This window comes from Sandaracinobacter sp. T42 (assembly GCF_059115405.1).
The window spans coordinates 2453636-2468053 of record NZ_CM181101.1 but is presented as its reverse complement, the minus strand read 5'-3'; the positions used below and the strand labels follow the sequence as shown (position 1 = coordinate 2468053).

At 67.7% G+C, this 14418-nt stretch carries 13 protein-coding genes; 8 read left to right on the top strand and 5 right to left on the bottom strand.

The window, feature by feature from the left end; all coding sequences use genetic code 11:
- Nucleotides 1-3: 3 nt before the first annotated feature.
- Entirely contained in the window at nucleotides 4-723 is a 720-nt protein-coding gene (locus ACW9TV_RS12005; RefSeq protein WP_494303701.1) for an ABC transporter ATP-binding protein, read from the bottom strand.
- Between the two features lie 83 nt (nucleotides 724-806).
- On the opposite strand from ACW9TV_RS12005, the gene ACW9TV_RS12000 reads away from it, so the two are divergent.
- Together ACW9TV_RS12000 and thpR are read left to right on the top strand one after the other, a co-directional pair.
- Nucleotides 807-1418 carry an arylesterase gene (locus ACW9TV_RS12000; protein ID WP_494305090.1) on the top strand — a complete coding sequence of 204 codons (612 nt, stop codon included), beginning with the start codon at nucleotides 807-809 and terminating at the stop codon, nucleotides 1416-1418.
- Between the two features lie 10 nt (nucleotides 1419-1428).
- Nucleotides 1429-1977, top strand: a complete 549-nt coding sequence (gene thpR / locus ACW9TV_RS11995) for an RNA 2',3'-cyclic phosphodiesterase (protein WP_494303700.1) — start codon at nucleotides 1429-1431, stop codon at nucleotides 1975-1977.
- Nucleotides 1978-1992: 15 nt separating this feature from the next.
- Here the strand turns inward: thpR and ACW9TV_RS11990 are convergent, their stop codons facing one another.
- Nucleotides 1993-4155, bottom strand: coding sequence for a primosomal protein N' (locus tag ACW9TV_RS11990; RefSeq protein ID WP_494303699.1), 2163 nt, complete (start codon nucleotides 4153-4155; stop codon nucleotides 1993-1995).
- 60 nt (nucleotides 4156-4215) lie between these two features.
- Here ACW9TV_RS11990 and fsa point away from each other — a divergent pair, with 60 nt between their 5' ends.
- The 4 genes from fsa to ACW9TV_RS11970 all read left to right on the top strand — a co-directional run bounded on the left by fsa (nucleotide 4216) and on the right by ACW9TV_RS11970 (nucleotide 7882).
- Complete coding sequence (gene fsa, locus ACW9TV_RS11985) at nucleotides 4216-4869, top strand: fructose-6-phosphate aldolase (protein WP_494303698.1); 654 nt, start codon at nucleotides 4216-4218, stop codon at nucleotides 4867-4869.
- Complete coding sequence (locus tag ACW9TV_RS11980) at nucleotides 4869-5774, top strand: tyrosine recombinase XerC (RefSeq protein WP_494303697.1); 906 nt, start codon at nucleotides 4869-4871, stop codon at nucleotides 5772-5774. Before fsa ends, ACW9TV_RS11980 begins: the two co-directional genes overlap by 1 nt.
- 69 nt (nucleotides 5775-5843) lie before the next feature.
- Entirely contained in the window at nucleotides 5844-7112 is a 1269-nt protein-coding gene (locus tag ACW9TV_RS11975) for an amino acid permease (RefSeq protein ID WP_494303696.1), read from the top strand.
- 17 nt (nucleotides 7113-7129) lie between these two features.
- Nucleotides 7130-7882, top strand: coding sequence for a hypothetical protein (locus ACW9TV_RS11970; RefSeq protein ID WP_494303695.1), 753 nt, complete (start codon nucleotides 7130-7132; stop codon nucleotides 7880-7882).
- Between the two features lie 25 nt (nucleotides 7883-7907).
- Here the strand turns inward: ACW9TV_RS11970 and ACW9TV_RS11965 are convergent, their stop codons facing one another.
- Nucleotides 7908-8534, bottom strand: a complete 627-nt coding sequence (locus ACW9TV_RS11965; RefSeq protein ID WP_494303694.1) for a glutathione S-transferase family protein — start codon at nucleotides 8532-8534, stop codon at nucleotides 7908-7910.
- Nucleotides 8535-8688: 154 nt separating this feature from the next.
- Between ACW9TV_RS11965 and ACW9TV_RS11960 the strand changes: the two genes are divergently transcribed.
- The gene (locus ACW9TV_RS11960; protein ID WP_494303693.1) at nucleotides 8689-9969 is read left to right on the top strand and encodes a serine hydrolase domain-containing protein; all 1281 of its coding nucleotides are present in this window, start codon (nucleotides 8689-8691) and stop codon (nucleotides 9967-9969) included.
- Nucleotides 9970-9988: 19 nt separating this feature from the next.
- Here ACW9TV_RS11960 and ACW9TV_RS11955 read toward each other — a convergent pair whose 3' ends face one another.
- Both ACW9TV_RS11955 and ACW9TV_RS11950 read right to left on the bottom strand, forming a co-directional pair.
- Nucleotides 9989-10495 (bottom strand): RidA family protein, encoded by a 507-nt coding sequence (locus ACW9TV_RS11955; RefSeq protein WP_494303692.1) that lies wholly within the window; start codon nucleotides 10493-10495, stop codon nucleotides 9989-9991.
- 95 nt (nucleotides 10496-10590) lie between these two features.
- Nucleotides 10591-12108 carry a fumarate hydratase gene (locus ACW9TV_RS11950; protein ID WP_494303691.1) on the bottom strand — a complete coding sequence of 506 codons (1518 nt, stop codon included), beginning with the start codon at nucleotides 12106-12108 and terminating at the stop codon, nucleotides 10591-10593.
- Nucleotides 12109-12501: 393 nt separating this feature from the next.
- Here ACW9TV_RS11950 and ACW9TV_RS11945 point away from each other — a divergent pair, with 393 nt between their 5' ends.
- Nucleotides 12502-14370: a ribonucleoside-diphosphate reductase subunit alpha gene (locus tag ACW9TV_RS11945; RefSeq protein WP_494303690.1), complete on the top strand. Its 1869-nt coding sequence runs from the start codon at nucleotides 12502-12504 to the stop codon at nucleotides 14368-14370.
- Nucleotides 14371-14418 lie beyond the last annotated feature (48 nt).

Below are 14418 nucleotides of genomic sequence, written 5' to 3'. Positions count from 1 at the left end.
CGTTCAAGCGACCGTCTCCGCGCCAACCAGCGTATCCGAAACGATCTGCCCATCCCGCATGCGGATTACCCGGCTGCACTTCGCCGCCAGCTCCTGGTCATGGGTGATCAGCACCAGCGTCGCCCCGGTTTCCGTCAGCCGCCGCATCAGCAGGTCCACTACGGCCTCGCCGGTCGCCGCATCCAGATTGCCCGTCGGTTCGTCGGCAAAGATCAGCGCCGGGCGCACCGCAAGGGCCCGCGCCACGGCCACGCGCTGCTGTTCGCCCCCCGAAAGCTGGGTGGGGTAATGCGTCATCCGGTGCCCCAGCCCCACCGCCTCCAGCTCACGCTTCGCTTCGCCGAAGGGGTCTGCATGGCCTGCCAGTTCCAGCGGCACGGCCACATTTTCCAGCGCCGTCATGGTGGGGATCAGGTGAAAGGCCTGCAGCACGATGCCGATCCGACCGCGCCGCGCTTCGGCCAGCTGATCCTCGGAAAGCCCCACGATATCGGCCCCAGCCACCCGGATCGTGCCGCCCGTCGCCCCCTCCAGCCCGGACAGCACCGCCATCAGGCTGGATTTGCCGGATCCGGAAGGCCCCAGGATCGCCAGCCGCTCGCCGCCGCGCACCTGAAGATCCACCCCTTTCAGGATTTCCACCCGCGCCGCACCGTCTCCAAGCGCCAGCTTCACATCGCGCGCATCGATCACCATATCGGCGGCAGCGGCAGTTCCGTGCATGGAGTCCCCTTTTGAAAACGGTGTCGGTGGCGAATTCGCAATCATATGGGCGGCGCCTGCCGCTTTACCAGTTCCTCTCTTTCATCGCGGCAATATTCGCCTTTCTGCTGGCGGCGCCCGCGGCCGCGAAGGATCAGTTGATCCTCGCCCTGGGCGACAGCCTCACGGCGGGCTACCAGCTGAAATCCGATCAGGGCTTCCCCGCCCAGTTGCAGGCGGCGCTGCAGAAGGAAGGCCGCAAGGTCCGCGTCCACAACGCCGGCGTCAGCGGGGATACGACGGCGCAGGGCAAGGCCCGGCTGAACTGGGTGCTGGCCAGCCAGAAGCAGAAACCCGATCTCGCCATCGTGGCCCTCGGCGCGAACGACATGCTGCGCGGCCAGCCCCCGGCGCAGGCCCGCGCCAACCTCGATGCGATCCTTGCCGAACTCGGCAGGCGCGACATCCCCGTGGTGCTGGCGGGCATGATGGCGGCCCCCAACATGGGCGCGGCCTATGCGAAGGAATTCAACGCCATCTATCCCGCGCTGGCAAAGAAGCACGGCGCCACGCTCTATCCCTTCTTCACCAACGGGGTCACGGCGAACCCGAAACTGCTGCTGGCCGATGGCATGCATCCCAACCCGGCCGGCGTCGGCGTGATGGTGAAGAACATCCTCCCAACAGTCCGCAAGGCGCTCGACACCCCGAAATGAGGCTGCCCGAATGAGACTGTTCGTTGCCCTGCGCCCACCGCCGGATGTGCGCACAGCCCTCGCCGCGCTGGCGGGCGGCATCGAAGGCGCCCGCTGGCAAAGCGACAACCAGCTTCACCTGACGCTCGCCTTCATCGGCGCAGTGGATCGCCCGCAGGCCGAAGCCGCGGCGCAGGCCCTCGCCACCCTCGTCGCCCCGCCGCTCGATCTCTCGCTCGGCCAGTTCGGCAGCTTCGACGCCGGCCGCGAAGACCGCACTGCAACCCTTTGGATCGGCGTCGAACCGGCAGACGGCCTCGCCCACCTCGCCGCCACGATCCGCTCGGCCCTCCGCCGCGCCGGCGTGCCGTCCGAAACCCGCCGCTTCGTTCCCCACATCACGCTCGCCCGCTTCAGCCGCGCCGGCGCCCCCCGGGATGCCCTGCGCCCCTGGCTTTCCACCCAGTTCGCCCCCCGCGCCGGCTGGCAGGCAGACAGGTTCCATCTCGTCGAAAGCCGCCTCGGCCACAGCGGCCCGCACTATGCGCCCGTGGCCAGCTACGCGCTCATCGGCGCCTGAGGGCCGGGGCCCCTTTCACAGAAAGCTCTGCGGGTCCACGTCCACCGTCACCCGCACCGTCCCCGGCAGATCCACACGCCCCAGCCAGTCGCGCACATAGGCCTGCAAGGGCGAAGTCCGCCGGGCATGCACCAGCAGCCGGTGCCGGTGTCGCCCGCGCAACATGGCAAGCGGCGCGGGCGCCGGTCCCCATACCTCGATGCCCTCCGCATGCGGGGCCGCCTGTCCAAGCCGCTTCGCCGCGTCGGCCGCGGCCGCGCCGTCCAGCGCGGAAACCACGATCGCCGCCAGCCGCCCGAACGGGGGCATGCCCGCCGCCAGCCGCACTTCGCGTTCGGCGGCATAGAATTCATCGCGCGCGCCGTGCAGCAGCGCCTGCATCACCCGCGCGCGCGGCTGGTGCGTCTGCAGGAACACCTCGCCCGGCTTCGCCCCGCGCCCCGCGCGCCCGGCCACCTGCCCGATCTGCTGGAACGCCCGCTCGCCCGCGCGCAGGTCCCCGCCTTCCAGCCCCAGATCGGCGTCCACCACGCCCACCAGCGTCAGGTTGGGAAAATCATGCCCCTTCGCCAGCATCTGGGTGCCGATCAGGATATCCACTTCGCCGTCGGCCACGGCTGCCACCAGCGCGGCCATGTCGGCGCTCGTGCGGATGGTGTCCGATGTCGCGACCAGCACCTTCGCGTCGGGCCATGTCGCGGTCACTTCCTCGGCCAGCCGCTCCACGCCCGGTCCGCAGGGGGCAAGGCTGTCCTCCGCCTGACAGGCCGGGCACTGCTTCGGTGTCGGGATCGAATGTCCGCAATGATGGCATTGCAGCCGGCGCGCCAGCCGATGTTCCACCAGCCAGGCGGTGCAGTTCGGGCACTGGATTCGCTCGCCGCAGACCCGGCACAGGGTCAGCGGCGCATAGCCCCGCCGGTTCAGGAACAGCAGGCTCTGCTCTTTCCGTTCCAGCCGTTCCTCAACCGCCTTCGCCAGCGGCGGCGCGATCCACCGCCCGCGCGGCGGCGGATCGCGGGTCAGGTCGATCAGGTGGATGTCGGGCAGCAGCGCCCCACCGTGCCGGTCGGGCAGGCGAAGCTCGCGGTAAGTGCCGCGCGCCACCTGCTCCATCGTCTCCAGCGCGGGCGTCGCCGTCGCCAGCACCACCGGCACGCTCTCGAATTGCCCGCGCATCACCGCCACATCGCGCCCATGATAGGGTACGCTCTCCTCCTGCTTGAAGGCCTGGTCGTGCGCCTCGTCCACCACGATCAGCCTGAGCCCCGGCATGGCCAGGAACAGCGCTGATCGCGCCCCCACCACCACCGCCGCCTCGCCGCTGGTGATCGCACGGAACGCTGCCCGCCGCGCCGCCGGGGTCAGCCCCGAATGCCACATCGCGGGGGCAAAGCCGAACCGACGATGGAAGCGCTGCAGCCAGGCTTCGGTCAGCGCGATCTCGGGCAGCAGCACCAGCGCTTGCCCGCCCTCGGATATCGCCTCCGCCACGGCCTCCAGATAGACTTCGGTTTTCCCTGCGCCCGTCACTCCGTCGAGCAGGAAGGGCTGTGCCCGATGCGCCGCCACCGCCTCGCGCAGCGCGTGGGCCGCATCCGCCTGCGCAGCACTCAGCACCGGTCCGGCGGGAAGGGCAGGGCGCTGCACCTGCGGGCTCTCCTCGCCCGCCTCGGCCGGCAGCAGCACGCCCGCCTTCACCAGCCCGCGCAACGTCTCCACCCTCGCTTCGGCCGCCGCCGCCCAAACCGCCAGCGGCGCTGGCCCGATCCCTCGCACGGAATCCAGCCGCGCAAGCAACTCCCTGCGCGAAGCTGTCCTGGTGCCCGGAATATCCCCCAGCACATACTGGCCCGGCCCCTTGGGCGGCGCCAGAAAGGCCGCTTGCGGCAACACCATCCGCAGCACGGCGGAAGGTGGCGCCAGGTAATAATCCGCCACCCAGCCCACCAGCCGGCGGATCGGTGCGGGCACGGGCGGCATGTCCAGCGCGCGCACCGCCCGCAGCTTCGCCTCGTCCACGGGCCGGGTCTGGAACACGCCCGGATCCCACAGCACGCCCGGCACCCGGCGCGGCCCCAGTGGCGCTTCCACAACCGCGCCCGGCGCCAGGCCGTCGGGCACCAGATAATCCAGCGGCCCCAGCCCGTGCTGCAGAAGAAGAACCGTGCCGCGCATTGACTCAACGCCTAGCGTCGGGCTTTGAACGCCTCAACCTCAAGCCCCAAGGATGCGCGCATGAAATTCTTCGTCGACACGGCCGACGTCGCCGAAATCGCCGATCTGGCCGCCACCGGCCTTCTCGATGGCGTCACCACCAACCCCAGCCTGATCCACAAGTCCGGCCGGAAATTCCTGGAAGTGGTGAAGGAAATCTGCGCCATCGTGGACGGCCCCGTTTCCGCCGAAGTCGTCGCCCTCGATCTCGACGGCATGCTGAGAGAGGCGGATGTCGTGCGCAACCTCGCGCCCAATGTCTGCGTGAAGTTGCCGCTCACCTTCGATGGCCTCAAGGCCTGCCGCCGCCTCACGTCCGAAGGCACGCAGGTCAATGTCACGCTCTGCTTCTCCGCCACGCAGGCCCTGCTCGCCGCCAAGGCGGGCGCCACTTTCATCTCGCCCTTCGTCGGCCGCCACGATGACATCGGCTTCGACGGCATGGACCTCATCGAGGACATCCGCCTCATCTACGACAACTACGAATATCAGACGGAAATCCTCGTCGCCTCCGTCCGCCACCCGGTCCACATCCTGCAGGCCGCCAAGATCGGCGCGGACGTGGTCACGGCCCCGCCCGCCGTGCTGAAGGCGCTTGCGAAACACCCGCTCACCGATCGCGGCCTCGAACAGTTCCTGGCGGACTGGGCGAAAACCGGCGAAACCATCGCCTGATGGATGCAGCGGCGCTTGGCGAAGGCTGGCTCGCCAGCCTCTCGAACGAGCGCCGCCTGTCGGCCCACACGCTCCGCGCCTACCGCGCCACGCTGGAACGCTTCCTCGCCCATCTGAACCTTGCCCATGGTCGCCCGGCCGATGCGGCGCTGCTCGAATCGCTGACGGCGGCCGACATCCGCGCCTTCCTCGCCGCCCGCCGCGCGGAGGGCCTCGCCAATATCTCTGCCGCCCGCGAACTCTCGGCCGTCCGCACCTTCGGCGGCTATCTCAGGGAACGCCACGGCATCCGCCTCGGCGGTCTGGAAGGCGTCGCCAGCCCCCGGGTGAAGAAGGGCCTGCCGCGCCCCGTCTCCCCGGCGGATGCAAGGGCACTCGCCGAAACCACCGGCGAGTTCCACGATGAACCCTGGCTGCAGGCGCGCGACACGGCCGTCCTGCTCCTGCTCTATGGCGCCGGCCTCCGCATCGGGGAAGCGCTCGCCCTTACCGGCGCCGTGCTGCCGCTGGGCGAAACCCTGCCTGTCACGGGCAAGGGCCGGAAAACCCGAACCATCGTCCTGCTGCCCGCCGTCCGGGAAGCGATCGACCAGTATCTCCGGCTCTGCCCCTACGCCCCCTCGCGGGAACAGGCCCTGTTCCGCGGCGCAAAGGGCGGCCCGCTCAACGATGCCGTCCTGCGTGCCACGCTCCGCAAGGCCCGCGTGGCCCTCGGCCTGCCCGACAGCGCAACCCCCCACGCGCTCCGCCACAGCTTCGCCTCCCATCTCCTCGCCCGCGGCGCGGATCTGCGCACCATCCAGGAACTTCTGGGCCACGCCAGCCTCGTCAGCACGCAGATCTACACCAGCGTCGATACGGCCCGTCTGCTGGATATCTATCGTTCGGCCCATCCCCGGGGCTAAGGATCCGACCGGGCCGCCCCCTTTCCCGGATCCCGCCAATCGCATAGGCTCCGTCCGAAGGGGGGCTTCATGAAGGCTGGGCAGGGCGCGAAGATCGGGCCGGTCGCGGGAACCTTCCTTGTCGCGACCACCATGATCGGCTCGGGCATCTACATGCTTCCGGCCGCCGCCGCGTCGATCGGCAGCATCACCATCCTCGGCTGGCTGCTTGCGGCGCTCGGCGCCACCCTCACCGGGCTCACGCTCGCGGCCCTGGCCCGCGCCGGCACCGGCGGCACCTATCTCGATTCCATCGCCCGGGCCTTCGGGCCGTTCGCCGGCATCCTCGCCGCAATCCTCTACATCCTCTCGGTGCTCATCAGCCTGCCGATGGTGGCTGTCGCAGCGGCGGGCTACACCGGCTTCCTCTTTCCCGCGCTCGCGGCGCAGCGCGAAGCACTGCTGCTGGCGGTCGGCTACATCTGGCTGTTCGTTGTCCTCGCCGCCGCCAGCGCCCCCCTCGTCGCCCGCTTCGGCTCGCTCGCCCTGTTCGTCGGCCTCGTCCCTCTTGTCCTCGTCGCCACACTGGGTTGGACCCACTTCGATCCCGACATCTTCCGGGCCAGCTGGAACATGACGGGCCGGCCCGACAGTTCGGCCATGCTGTCCGCGGCGCTGCTTCTCTTCATGGCCTATCTCGGCCTCGAAAACGCCTCCATCCTCTCGGATCTGATGGAAAACCCCAGCCGCAATGTGCCGATCGCCACCATAGCCGGCATCCTCTTCACCACCCTCATCTACATCGCCTCCACCACCGTCGTCTCGGGCCTGATCCCCGCCGCTGATCTTGCCCGCTCGGCCGCCCCCTTCGCCGATGCCGCCGCCATCTTCCTGGGCGCCACCGCCGCGCTGCTCGTCGCCGTCTGCGGCGCCGTCAAGGCGTCGGGCACACTGGGCGCGCTCCAGCTGGGCACCGTCGAATCGACCCTGATCCTGAAACACCAGACAACCGGCACCGGCCTGTCGCGCACCACGACCGGCGTGGTCGTGGGCGTCCTGGCGACCGCGCTTGCGATCGCCACCTCCTCTCCGTCAGCCGCCGCCCAGTTCGCCGTCCTGGCAACCGCGATGGTCACCATCGGCATCGTCACCTACCTGATGGCCGCCGCCGCCCTCGTGAAGACGCGAACCGGCCTGCCACGTCTGGCAGGCATCGCCTGCTTCCTCCTCCTGTTCGGCTTCGTCGCGGCCCAGCCGCCGGCAGACCTGCGCAACGCGGCGGTCCTGTCCGGCGCGGCGGTCGTCGTTGCCGCCCTCCTCCTCGTCTGGCGCCGCCGCAGGAAAATCCACCCCGTCTGAAGAAAAGGAGCCTCGACATGTCCGGTGCTTCCGCAGTCCGTTCACAGGGCCGCTTCTTCGTCCGCATGGGCGCCCTCGCGCTGCTGATCGCGATGGCGGGTTTCCTGCCCACCTACTGGCTGCCGATGGCCGCAGGCCGCAGCTTCCCGCCCATCCTGCACATCCATGGCGCCCTCTTCATCGCCTGGAACATGCTGTTCCTCTGGCAGAGCTGGCTGGTCGCCACCGGGCGGGCAGCCGATCACCGCCAATGGGGAATGGCGGGAATCGCGGTCGCCACGGCCATGGTCATTTCCGTGCTGCTGGCGGTGCTGAACAGCTACTCCGCCGCTGCGCGCATCGGGATGGAACCGCAGGCCCGCGCCTTTTCCAGCGTTTCCCTCATCGGCATCCTCTGGTTCGCCACGCTGTTCACGCTGGCGATCCGCAACATCCGCAACCCGGATGTCCACCGCCGGCTGATGTATGGCGCCAGCGTGCCGCTGCTTCAGGCCGCCGTGGCGCGCTGGTTTCAGGTCGCGCTGACGCCGCCCGGCGTCAGCGGCCCGCCGCCCGTGTTCGTGTCCGTCCCGCCCGGCCTGCTGGTCTGGGCCATCTTCTTCGGCGCGCTTTTCCTGCACGACAGGCGAAGCCTCGGCCGGCCCCACCCCGCCACGCTGTTCGTCAGCGCCGGAACGATGGCCGTGATCCTGCTGCCACTGGCCATCGGCCCCTCCGTGGTCTGGGCGGGGTTCACGGAAGGCTTCGCCGGGCTTGTCCCCGGCAGCTAGGGCCGCATCGCCCCGCCCGGATGCCTCATGCGCCGTCCGCAGCCTTCACCACCAGTTCCGCGTCGATCGCCTTCGCCCGGATATAGGCCGGCCGCGCCCGCAGCCGCTCCAGATAGGCAGCCATCCCCGGCGTCGGCTGGATCATGCCGAACTTCGCCGGCCAGTCGATCGCGGATCCGGCATACACATCGGCGGCGGAAAACCGGTCGCCGGCGATCCAGTCCGTCTGTGAAACCGCGATCTCCAGCGCGTTCAGCACATCCGCCCAGCTGCCATAGCCCGCCATCAGCTTCTGCTCCCCCTCCGGCACGATCTTGCGGAAATGATCCAGCATCGCGCTCTCCACCGGCCCGGCGGCAAAGAACAGCCAGCGGTAATAGGCCGCGCGGTCGGGCAGGGCGGGGGCCAGCCCGGCCTCGGGGAAAGCGTCCGCCAGATAGGCGCAGATCGCGGCCGCCTCCGTCACGATGGCGCGCCCGTGCCGGATCGCCGGCACCTTTCCCATCGGGTTGATCGCCAGATAGTCGAGCGATTTCATCGTCGTCCCGTAGTCCAGCAGAACGGTTTCATAGGGCTCGCCCAGTTCCTCCAGCATCCAGCGAACCGTCTGCCCGCGGGACTGCGGATTGGTGTAGAAGATGATCCCGGACATGCCCTGCGTCTCCCCCTGCCTGTGTCTCTTTGCCTTGTTCATTCGGCCCGTCTCGGAACATAACCGGAACGCGGTTGAGTCGCCAGCCCGTCTTGCACCCTCGCCCTTCCCGCCCTAGCCTCTGCCGGAACGGAATAAGGGGGGATGTTCCATGATGCCTGTGCGTGTCCTTGCGGCACTGCTTGTCGCAGCGCCGGCCCTTGCACAATCGCCGCCCGGCGCCGCGCAATCGGATCCGGCCGCCGCCGGCCTGATGCGGGGCAGCCCTGTCCCGCCGGAAAGGCAGGTCCGCTGGGATGACGGCTCGATGTGGGTCTTTCCGAAAACCCGCTGGGCTTTCTCCAATCAGCAGGCGCTTGTCCCCACAGCCGCGATCGCGCGGGAAGGTGCCGTGTCCCCGCTGCCCAGGGCGCTGCGCAGGGATCTGGATTCGGTCGCTTTCACCACGCTGGATGGCAAGCCCATGACATGGGGCGAAGCCTTTGACGCCAACTACACCGATGGCATCCTTGTCCTCCACAGGGGCCGCATCGTCTATGAACGCTATGCCGGCGCCCTGGATGCGAACGGCCGGCACATCGCCATGTCCGTCACGAAAAGCTTCGTGGGCACGCTGGCTGAACTTCTCATCCACGAAGGCCGGCTGGAAGATGGCCGCACGGTCGCAAGCTATGTCCCCGAACTGGCCGCGTCAGGATTCGGCAACGCCACGCTCCGGCAACTGCTCGATATGCGAACGGCGATCGCCTTTTCCGAGGATTACGCCGGTCAGGGGCTGTCCGATGTGAACCGCATGGCGTTCGCCACCGGTATGGCCCCCAGCCCGCCCGGCTTCAACGGCCCCACCGGCAGTTTCGCCTTTGCCGCCAGCCTGGCCGCCAGTGGCGCACATGGCGGGGATTTCGTCTATCGCACGCCCAACACAATGGCGCTGCAATGGGTGGTCGAACGGGTTGGCGGTGCCCCGCTCGCCACCCAGATCGCGGATCGCTTCTGGAAACCGATGGGCATGGCGCAGGAAGCCACCCTCAACGTCGACAGGATCGGCACCGCCTTCGGCGGCGGCGGTCTCAACGCCAACCTCGCAGACATGGCACGGTTCGGGGAAATGATCCGTCGGGGCGGGCGCTGGAACGGGCGGCAGATCCTGCCCCCGGCAGTGGTCAGGGCCATCCTCTCGCCTGGCGACGCAGCCGCCTTTGCCGGCACCCGCTATCCGGGCCTCGATGGCGGCAGCTACAGCAGCCAGTGGTGGCATCGCGCGGGCGGGCAGGTCATGGCGGTCGGCGTCCACGGGCAGGGCATCTACATCGATCCGAAGGCCGAACTGGTGATCGTCCGCTTCGCCAGCCATCCCGTTGCGACGAACCGCGCGATCAACCCGGTCACGATCCCGGCCTATGATGCGATCACGGCCAGGCTTGCCCGGCCCTGATCGGATCCGGACCGCCGGGTCAGTCCGCCAGTTCCACCACGGCTTCCACTTCCACCGGGATGTTCATCGGCAGACTGGGGGCCCCCACCGCGCTCCGCGGTGCCTTGCCTCCCTCCCCGAAGGCCACCACCATCAGGTCGGAAAAGCCGTTCACCACCTTGGGATGCTGGGTGAAATCGGGTGTCGAATTCACGAAGCCCAGGATGCGCACGAACCGCTTCACCCGCGAAAGCTCGCCCACGCTGGCCTTGATCGTCGCCAGCATGCACAGCCCCACCTTCTCGGCAGAATCGCGGCCCTGTTCCACCGTCAGGTCCGCCCCCAGCTTGCCGCTGGCCTGCTGGCCGCATTGCCCATGGCCGGAAAGGAACAGAAGATTGCCCGTTTGCGCGCTGGTCACATAGGTTGCCACCGGCGCCACCGGCTGGGGCAGGGTGAAGCCCTTCGCCGCCAGCCGCTGCTCGGGCGTTTCCGCCAGCGCAGGCGTCGCCAGCAGAACCCCCGCCATCAGCCCGATCATCCGCATTGAGTTTCCCCCGTCATCCCAGTTCGGGGCGACGCTAGGGCAGGGCAGGGGCGGGGCGCAAGCCCGCCGGCGTGCCGGCCGCGATGGGCAATGCCTCAGGCCGACTCCGCCTTCTTCTCCGCGATCTTCTGTGCCCAGATAGCCGGTCCGGTATTGTGCACGCTGGTGCCTTGCGAATCCACGGCCACCGTCACCGGCATGTCCCGCACATCGAATTCATAGATGGCTTCCATGCCCAGATCCTCGAAGGCCAGCACCTTCGCACCCTTGATCGCGCGCGCCACCAGATAGGCCGCCCCGCCAACCGCCATCAGATAGGCGGATGCTGCGTCGCGGATGGCCTCGATCGCGACGGGTCCGCGCTCGGCCTTGCCCACCATCGCCAGCAGGCCGGTCTGTTCCAGCATCAGCCTCGTGAACTTGTCCATCCGCGTCGCGGTCGTCGGCCCGGCGGGCCCCACAACCTCGTCGCGCACCGGATCCACCGGCCCCACATAATAGATCACCCGGCCCTTGAAGCTGATCGGCAATTCCTCGCCGTTCGCCAGCATGTCGGCGATGCGCTTGTGCGCGGCATCGCGCCCGGTCAGCATCTTGCCGTTCAGCAGCAGCCGGTCGCCCGGCTTCCAGCTCGCAACGATCTCGGGCGTCAGAGTGTCCAGGTCCACCCGGATGGCTTCGGGCGAAGGCTTCCAGTCCACCTTCGGCCATCTGGAAAGATCAGGGGCCGGCAGATAGGCCGGGCCGGATCCGTCCAGATGCACATGCGCATGGCGGGTGGCGGCGCAATTGGGGATCATCGCCACCGGCTTGGAGGCCGCATGGGTGGGATAATCCAGGATCTTCACGTCCAGGATGGTGGAAAGCCCGCCCAGCCCCTGCGCGCCGATCCCCAGCGCGTTCACGGCGTCGAAGATCTCGATGCGCAGCTCCTCGATCCGGCTGCTCGGTCCGCGCGCCTTCAGCGCCGCCATGTCGATCGGGCCCATCAGCGATTCCTTGGCCATCACCATGGCCTTTTCGGCGGTGCCCCCGATCCCGATGCCCAGCATGCCCGGCGGGCACCAGCCGGCGCCCATCAGCGGCACCGTCTTCACCACCCAGTCCACGATCGAATCGCTGGGGTTCAGCATCACGAACTTCGATTTGTTCTCGCTGCCGCCGCCCTTGGCCGCCAGCGCGATTTCCAGATGGTCGCCCGGCACCATTTCCACATGGATCACCGCCGGCGTGTTGTCCCGCGTGTTCACCCGCGTGAAGGCAGGGTCCGCCACGATCGAGGCGCGCAGCTTGTTGTCGGGATTGCCGTATCCGCGCCGCACGCCCTCGTTGATCATCTGGTCCAGCGTCATCGTGCCGTCCCACTGCACGCCCATGCCCACCTTCACGAAGGCGGCGACGATGCCGGTGTCCTGGCAGATCGGCCGGTGCCCCTCGGCGCACATGCGGCTGTTGGTCAGGATCTGCGCGATGGCGTCCTTCGCCGCGGGTGATTCTTCCAGCTCCCAGGCGCGGCCCAGCGCCTCGATATAGTCCAGCGGATGGAAATAGCTGATGTGCTGCAGCGCATCCGCCACGCTTTCGATCACATCCTCGGCCCGGATCAGCGCCATCGTCCAAATCTCCTTCGTCGCCACGCGCTCTAGCCCCGGCCCCGCCCGAAAGCCAAGCCCGCCGAAAGCTGTGCATGGATTGGGGGAGAAGTGCCGTGAACGCATCGCGCCGCTGGCCAATCGCCGCCTTTCACACCAGTGTCATGAAGGCCGTGGCAAGGGTTGATCCAGCGCGCCGTGTCAAAAAATCCGCTTGCGTGGGCGGACGGACGTGGCACTATCCCTTGTGTGGGGGGTCGCGAACTTACCCCAACAATTTGTGTCTGCTTCGGTTCCATCCCCATCGCGGCAACAGCGGCGGGGGTGCCAGAATCGGGCGGGACAACCTATATCGGGTATCCGGACAGACACGTTCGGCCGCCCACAAGAAGAGTTGAGTCAGAGGGGACGATGATGGATTTCCAGCGCAGCGAAACGCCGCCCGAAGGCGATGTCGCAGCCACCAAGCCTGACAGCCACGCGATCTACGGCCCCCGCTTCCCGGTGAAGACGGATCCGTCGCGCGATTCCCGCCTCACGGCCTTCGGAATCGAAACGCTGAAGGATCGCTATCTGCTCCCCGGCGAATCCTGTCAGGATCTGTTCGCCCGCGTCGCCGCCGCCTATGCCGACGATGCCGGTCACGCCCAGCGCCTCTATGATTACATCTCCAACCTCTGGTTCATGCCCGCCACCCCTGTCCTCTCCAATGGCGGCACCGGGCGCGGCCTGCCCATCAGCTGCTACCTGAACTCCGTCTCCGACAGCCTTGAGGGCATCGTCGGCACCTGGAACGAGAATGTCTGGCTGGCTGCAAGGGGCGGCGGCATCGGCACCTACTGGGGTCGCGTGCGCGGCATCGGCGAACCCGTCGGCCTCAACGGCAAGACATCGGGCATCATCCCCTTCGTCCGCGTCATGGATTCGCTCACGCTGGCCATCTCGCAGGGCTCGCTCCGCCGCGGCTCGGCCGCCGTCTACCTCGACATCTCCCACCCCGAGATCGAGGAGTTCCTGGAAATCCGCAAACCCTCTGGCGATTTCAACCGCAAGGCGCTGAACCTCCACCACGGCGTGCTCGTCACCAACGCCTTCATGGAAGCCGTGCGCAACGGCGACGAATTCGATCTCGTCTCCCCGAAAACGGGTGAAAAGCGCGGCCAGGTCGATGCCCGCGCCCTGTTCCAGAAGCTGGTTGAAACCCGCCTGCAAACGGGGGAACCCTACATCGTCTTCATCGATCATGTGAACGACAACATGCCGAAGCACCACCGGGAGCTCGGCCTGAAGGTCTCCACCTCGAACCTCTGCTCGGAAATCACCCTGCCCACCGGCAAGGATCATCTCGGCAACGACCGCACCGCCGTCTGCTGCCTCTCCTCCCTCAACTTCGAAACCTGGGATGAGTGGAACAAGGACCCCCGCTTCATCGAGGATGTGATGCGCTTCCTCGACAATGTCCTGCAGGATTACATCGATCGCGCCCCCGAAGAGATGGCCCGCGCCAAGTACAGCTGCCAGCGCGAACGCTCCGTCGGCCTCGGCGTGATGGGCCTGCACAGCTTCTATCAGGCGCGCGGCATCCCCTTCGAATCCGCCAGCGCCAAGGCCTGGAACAACAAGATGTTCCGCCACATCCGCGCCCGGGTGGACGAAGCCTCGATGCTGCTCGCCGCCGAACGCGGCGCCTGCCCCGATGCGGAAGAACGCGGCGTGATGGAACGCTTCTCCTGCAAGATGGCGATCGCCCCCACCGCCAGCATCAGCATCATCTGCGGCGGCACCAGCGCCTGCATCGAGCCGATCCCGGCGAACATCTACACCCACAAGACGCTCTCGGGCAGCTTCTCGGTGAAGAACCCGTTCCTGGAAAAACTGCTGATCGAAAAGGCGAAGAACTCCGACGCCGTCTGGAACTCCATCCTCGAACAGGGCGGCTCGGTCCAGCACCTCGATTTCCTCAGCCCCGATGAAAAGGCCACCTTCAAGACCGCCTTCGAAATCGATCAGCGCTGGCTGCTCGAACTCGCCGGCGATCGCACGCCCTACATCGATCAGGCCCAGTCGCTGAACCTGTTCATCCCGGCCGACGTGGAAAAATGGGATCTCCTCATGCTCCACTTCCGCGCCTGGGAACTGGGCATCAAGAGCCTCTATTACCTCCGCTCCAAATCCATCCAGCGCGCAGGCTTCGCCGGCGCGGTCGAGGCAGACAACACCCCCGAACTCCGCCAGATCGAAGTCACGGTAACGAACTACGACGAGTGCCTGGCATGTCAGTAGCGAAGGCGGCTGCGAATAACGCGCAGCGTTATCTCGCAGACACGCCGC

What these genes read in the sequence shown, in the direction of transcription:
- ACW9TV_RS12005 (WP_494303701.1), bottom strand. Translation starts at nt 723, where the DNA reads ATGCACGGAACTGCCGCTGCCGCCGATATGGTGATCGATGCGCGCGAT.
- thpR (WP_494303700.1), top strand. Translation starts at nt 1,429, where the DNA reads ATGAGACTGTTCGTTGCCCTGCGCCCACCGCCGGATGTGCGCACAGCC.
- ACW9TV_RS11990 (WP_494303699.1), bottom strand. Translation starts at nt 4,155, where the DNA reads ATGCGCGGCACGGTTCTTCTTCTGCAGCACGGGCTGGGGCCGCTGGAT.
- fsa (WP_494303698.1), top strand. Translation starts at nt 4,216, where the DNA reads ATGAAATTCTTCGTCGACACGGCCGACGTCGCCGAAATCGCCGATCTG.
- ACW9TV_RS11980 (WP_494303697.1), top strand. Translation starts at nt 4,869, where the DNA reads ATGGATGCAGCGGCGCTTGGCGAAGGCTGGCTCGCCAGCCTCTCGAAC.
- ACW9TV_RS11975 (WP_494303696.1), top strand. Translation starts at nt 5,844, where the DNA reads ATGAAGGCTGGGCAGGGCGCGAAGATCGGGCCGGTCGCGGGAACCTTC.
- ACW9TV_RS11970 (WP_494303695.1), top strand. Translation starts at nt 7,130, where the DNA reads ATGTCCGGTGCTTCCGCAGTCCGTTCACAGGGCCGCTTCTTCGTCCGC.
- ACW9TV_RS11965 (WP_494303694.1), bottom strand. Translation starts at nt 8,534, where the DNA reads ATGTCCGGGATCATCTTCTACACCAATCCGCAGTCCCGCGGGCAGACG.
- ACW9TV_RS11960 (WP_494303693.1), top strand. Translation starts at nt 8,689, where the DNA reads ATGCCTGTGCGTGTCCTTGCGGCACTGCTTGTCGCAGCGCCGGCCCTT.
- ACW9TV_RS11955 (WP_494303692.1), bottom strand. Translation starts at nt 10,495, where the DNA reads ATGCGGATGATCGGGCTGATGGCGGGGGTTCTGCTGGCGACGCCTGCG.
- ACW9TV_RS11950 (WP_494303691.1), bottom strand. Translation starts at nt 12,108, where the DNA reads ATGGCGCTGATCCGGGCCGAGGATGTGATCGAAAGCGTGGCGGATGCG.
- ACW9TV_RS11945 (WP_494303690.1), top strand. Translation starts at nt 12,502, where the DNA reads ATGGATTTCCAGCGCAGCGAAACGCCGCCCGAAGGCGATGTCGCAGCC.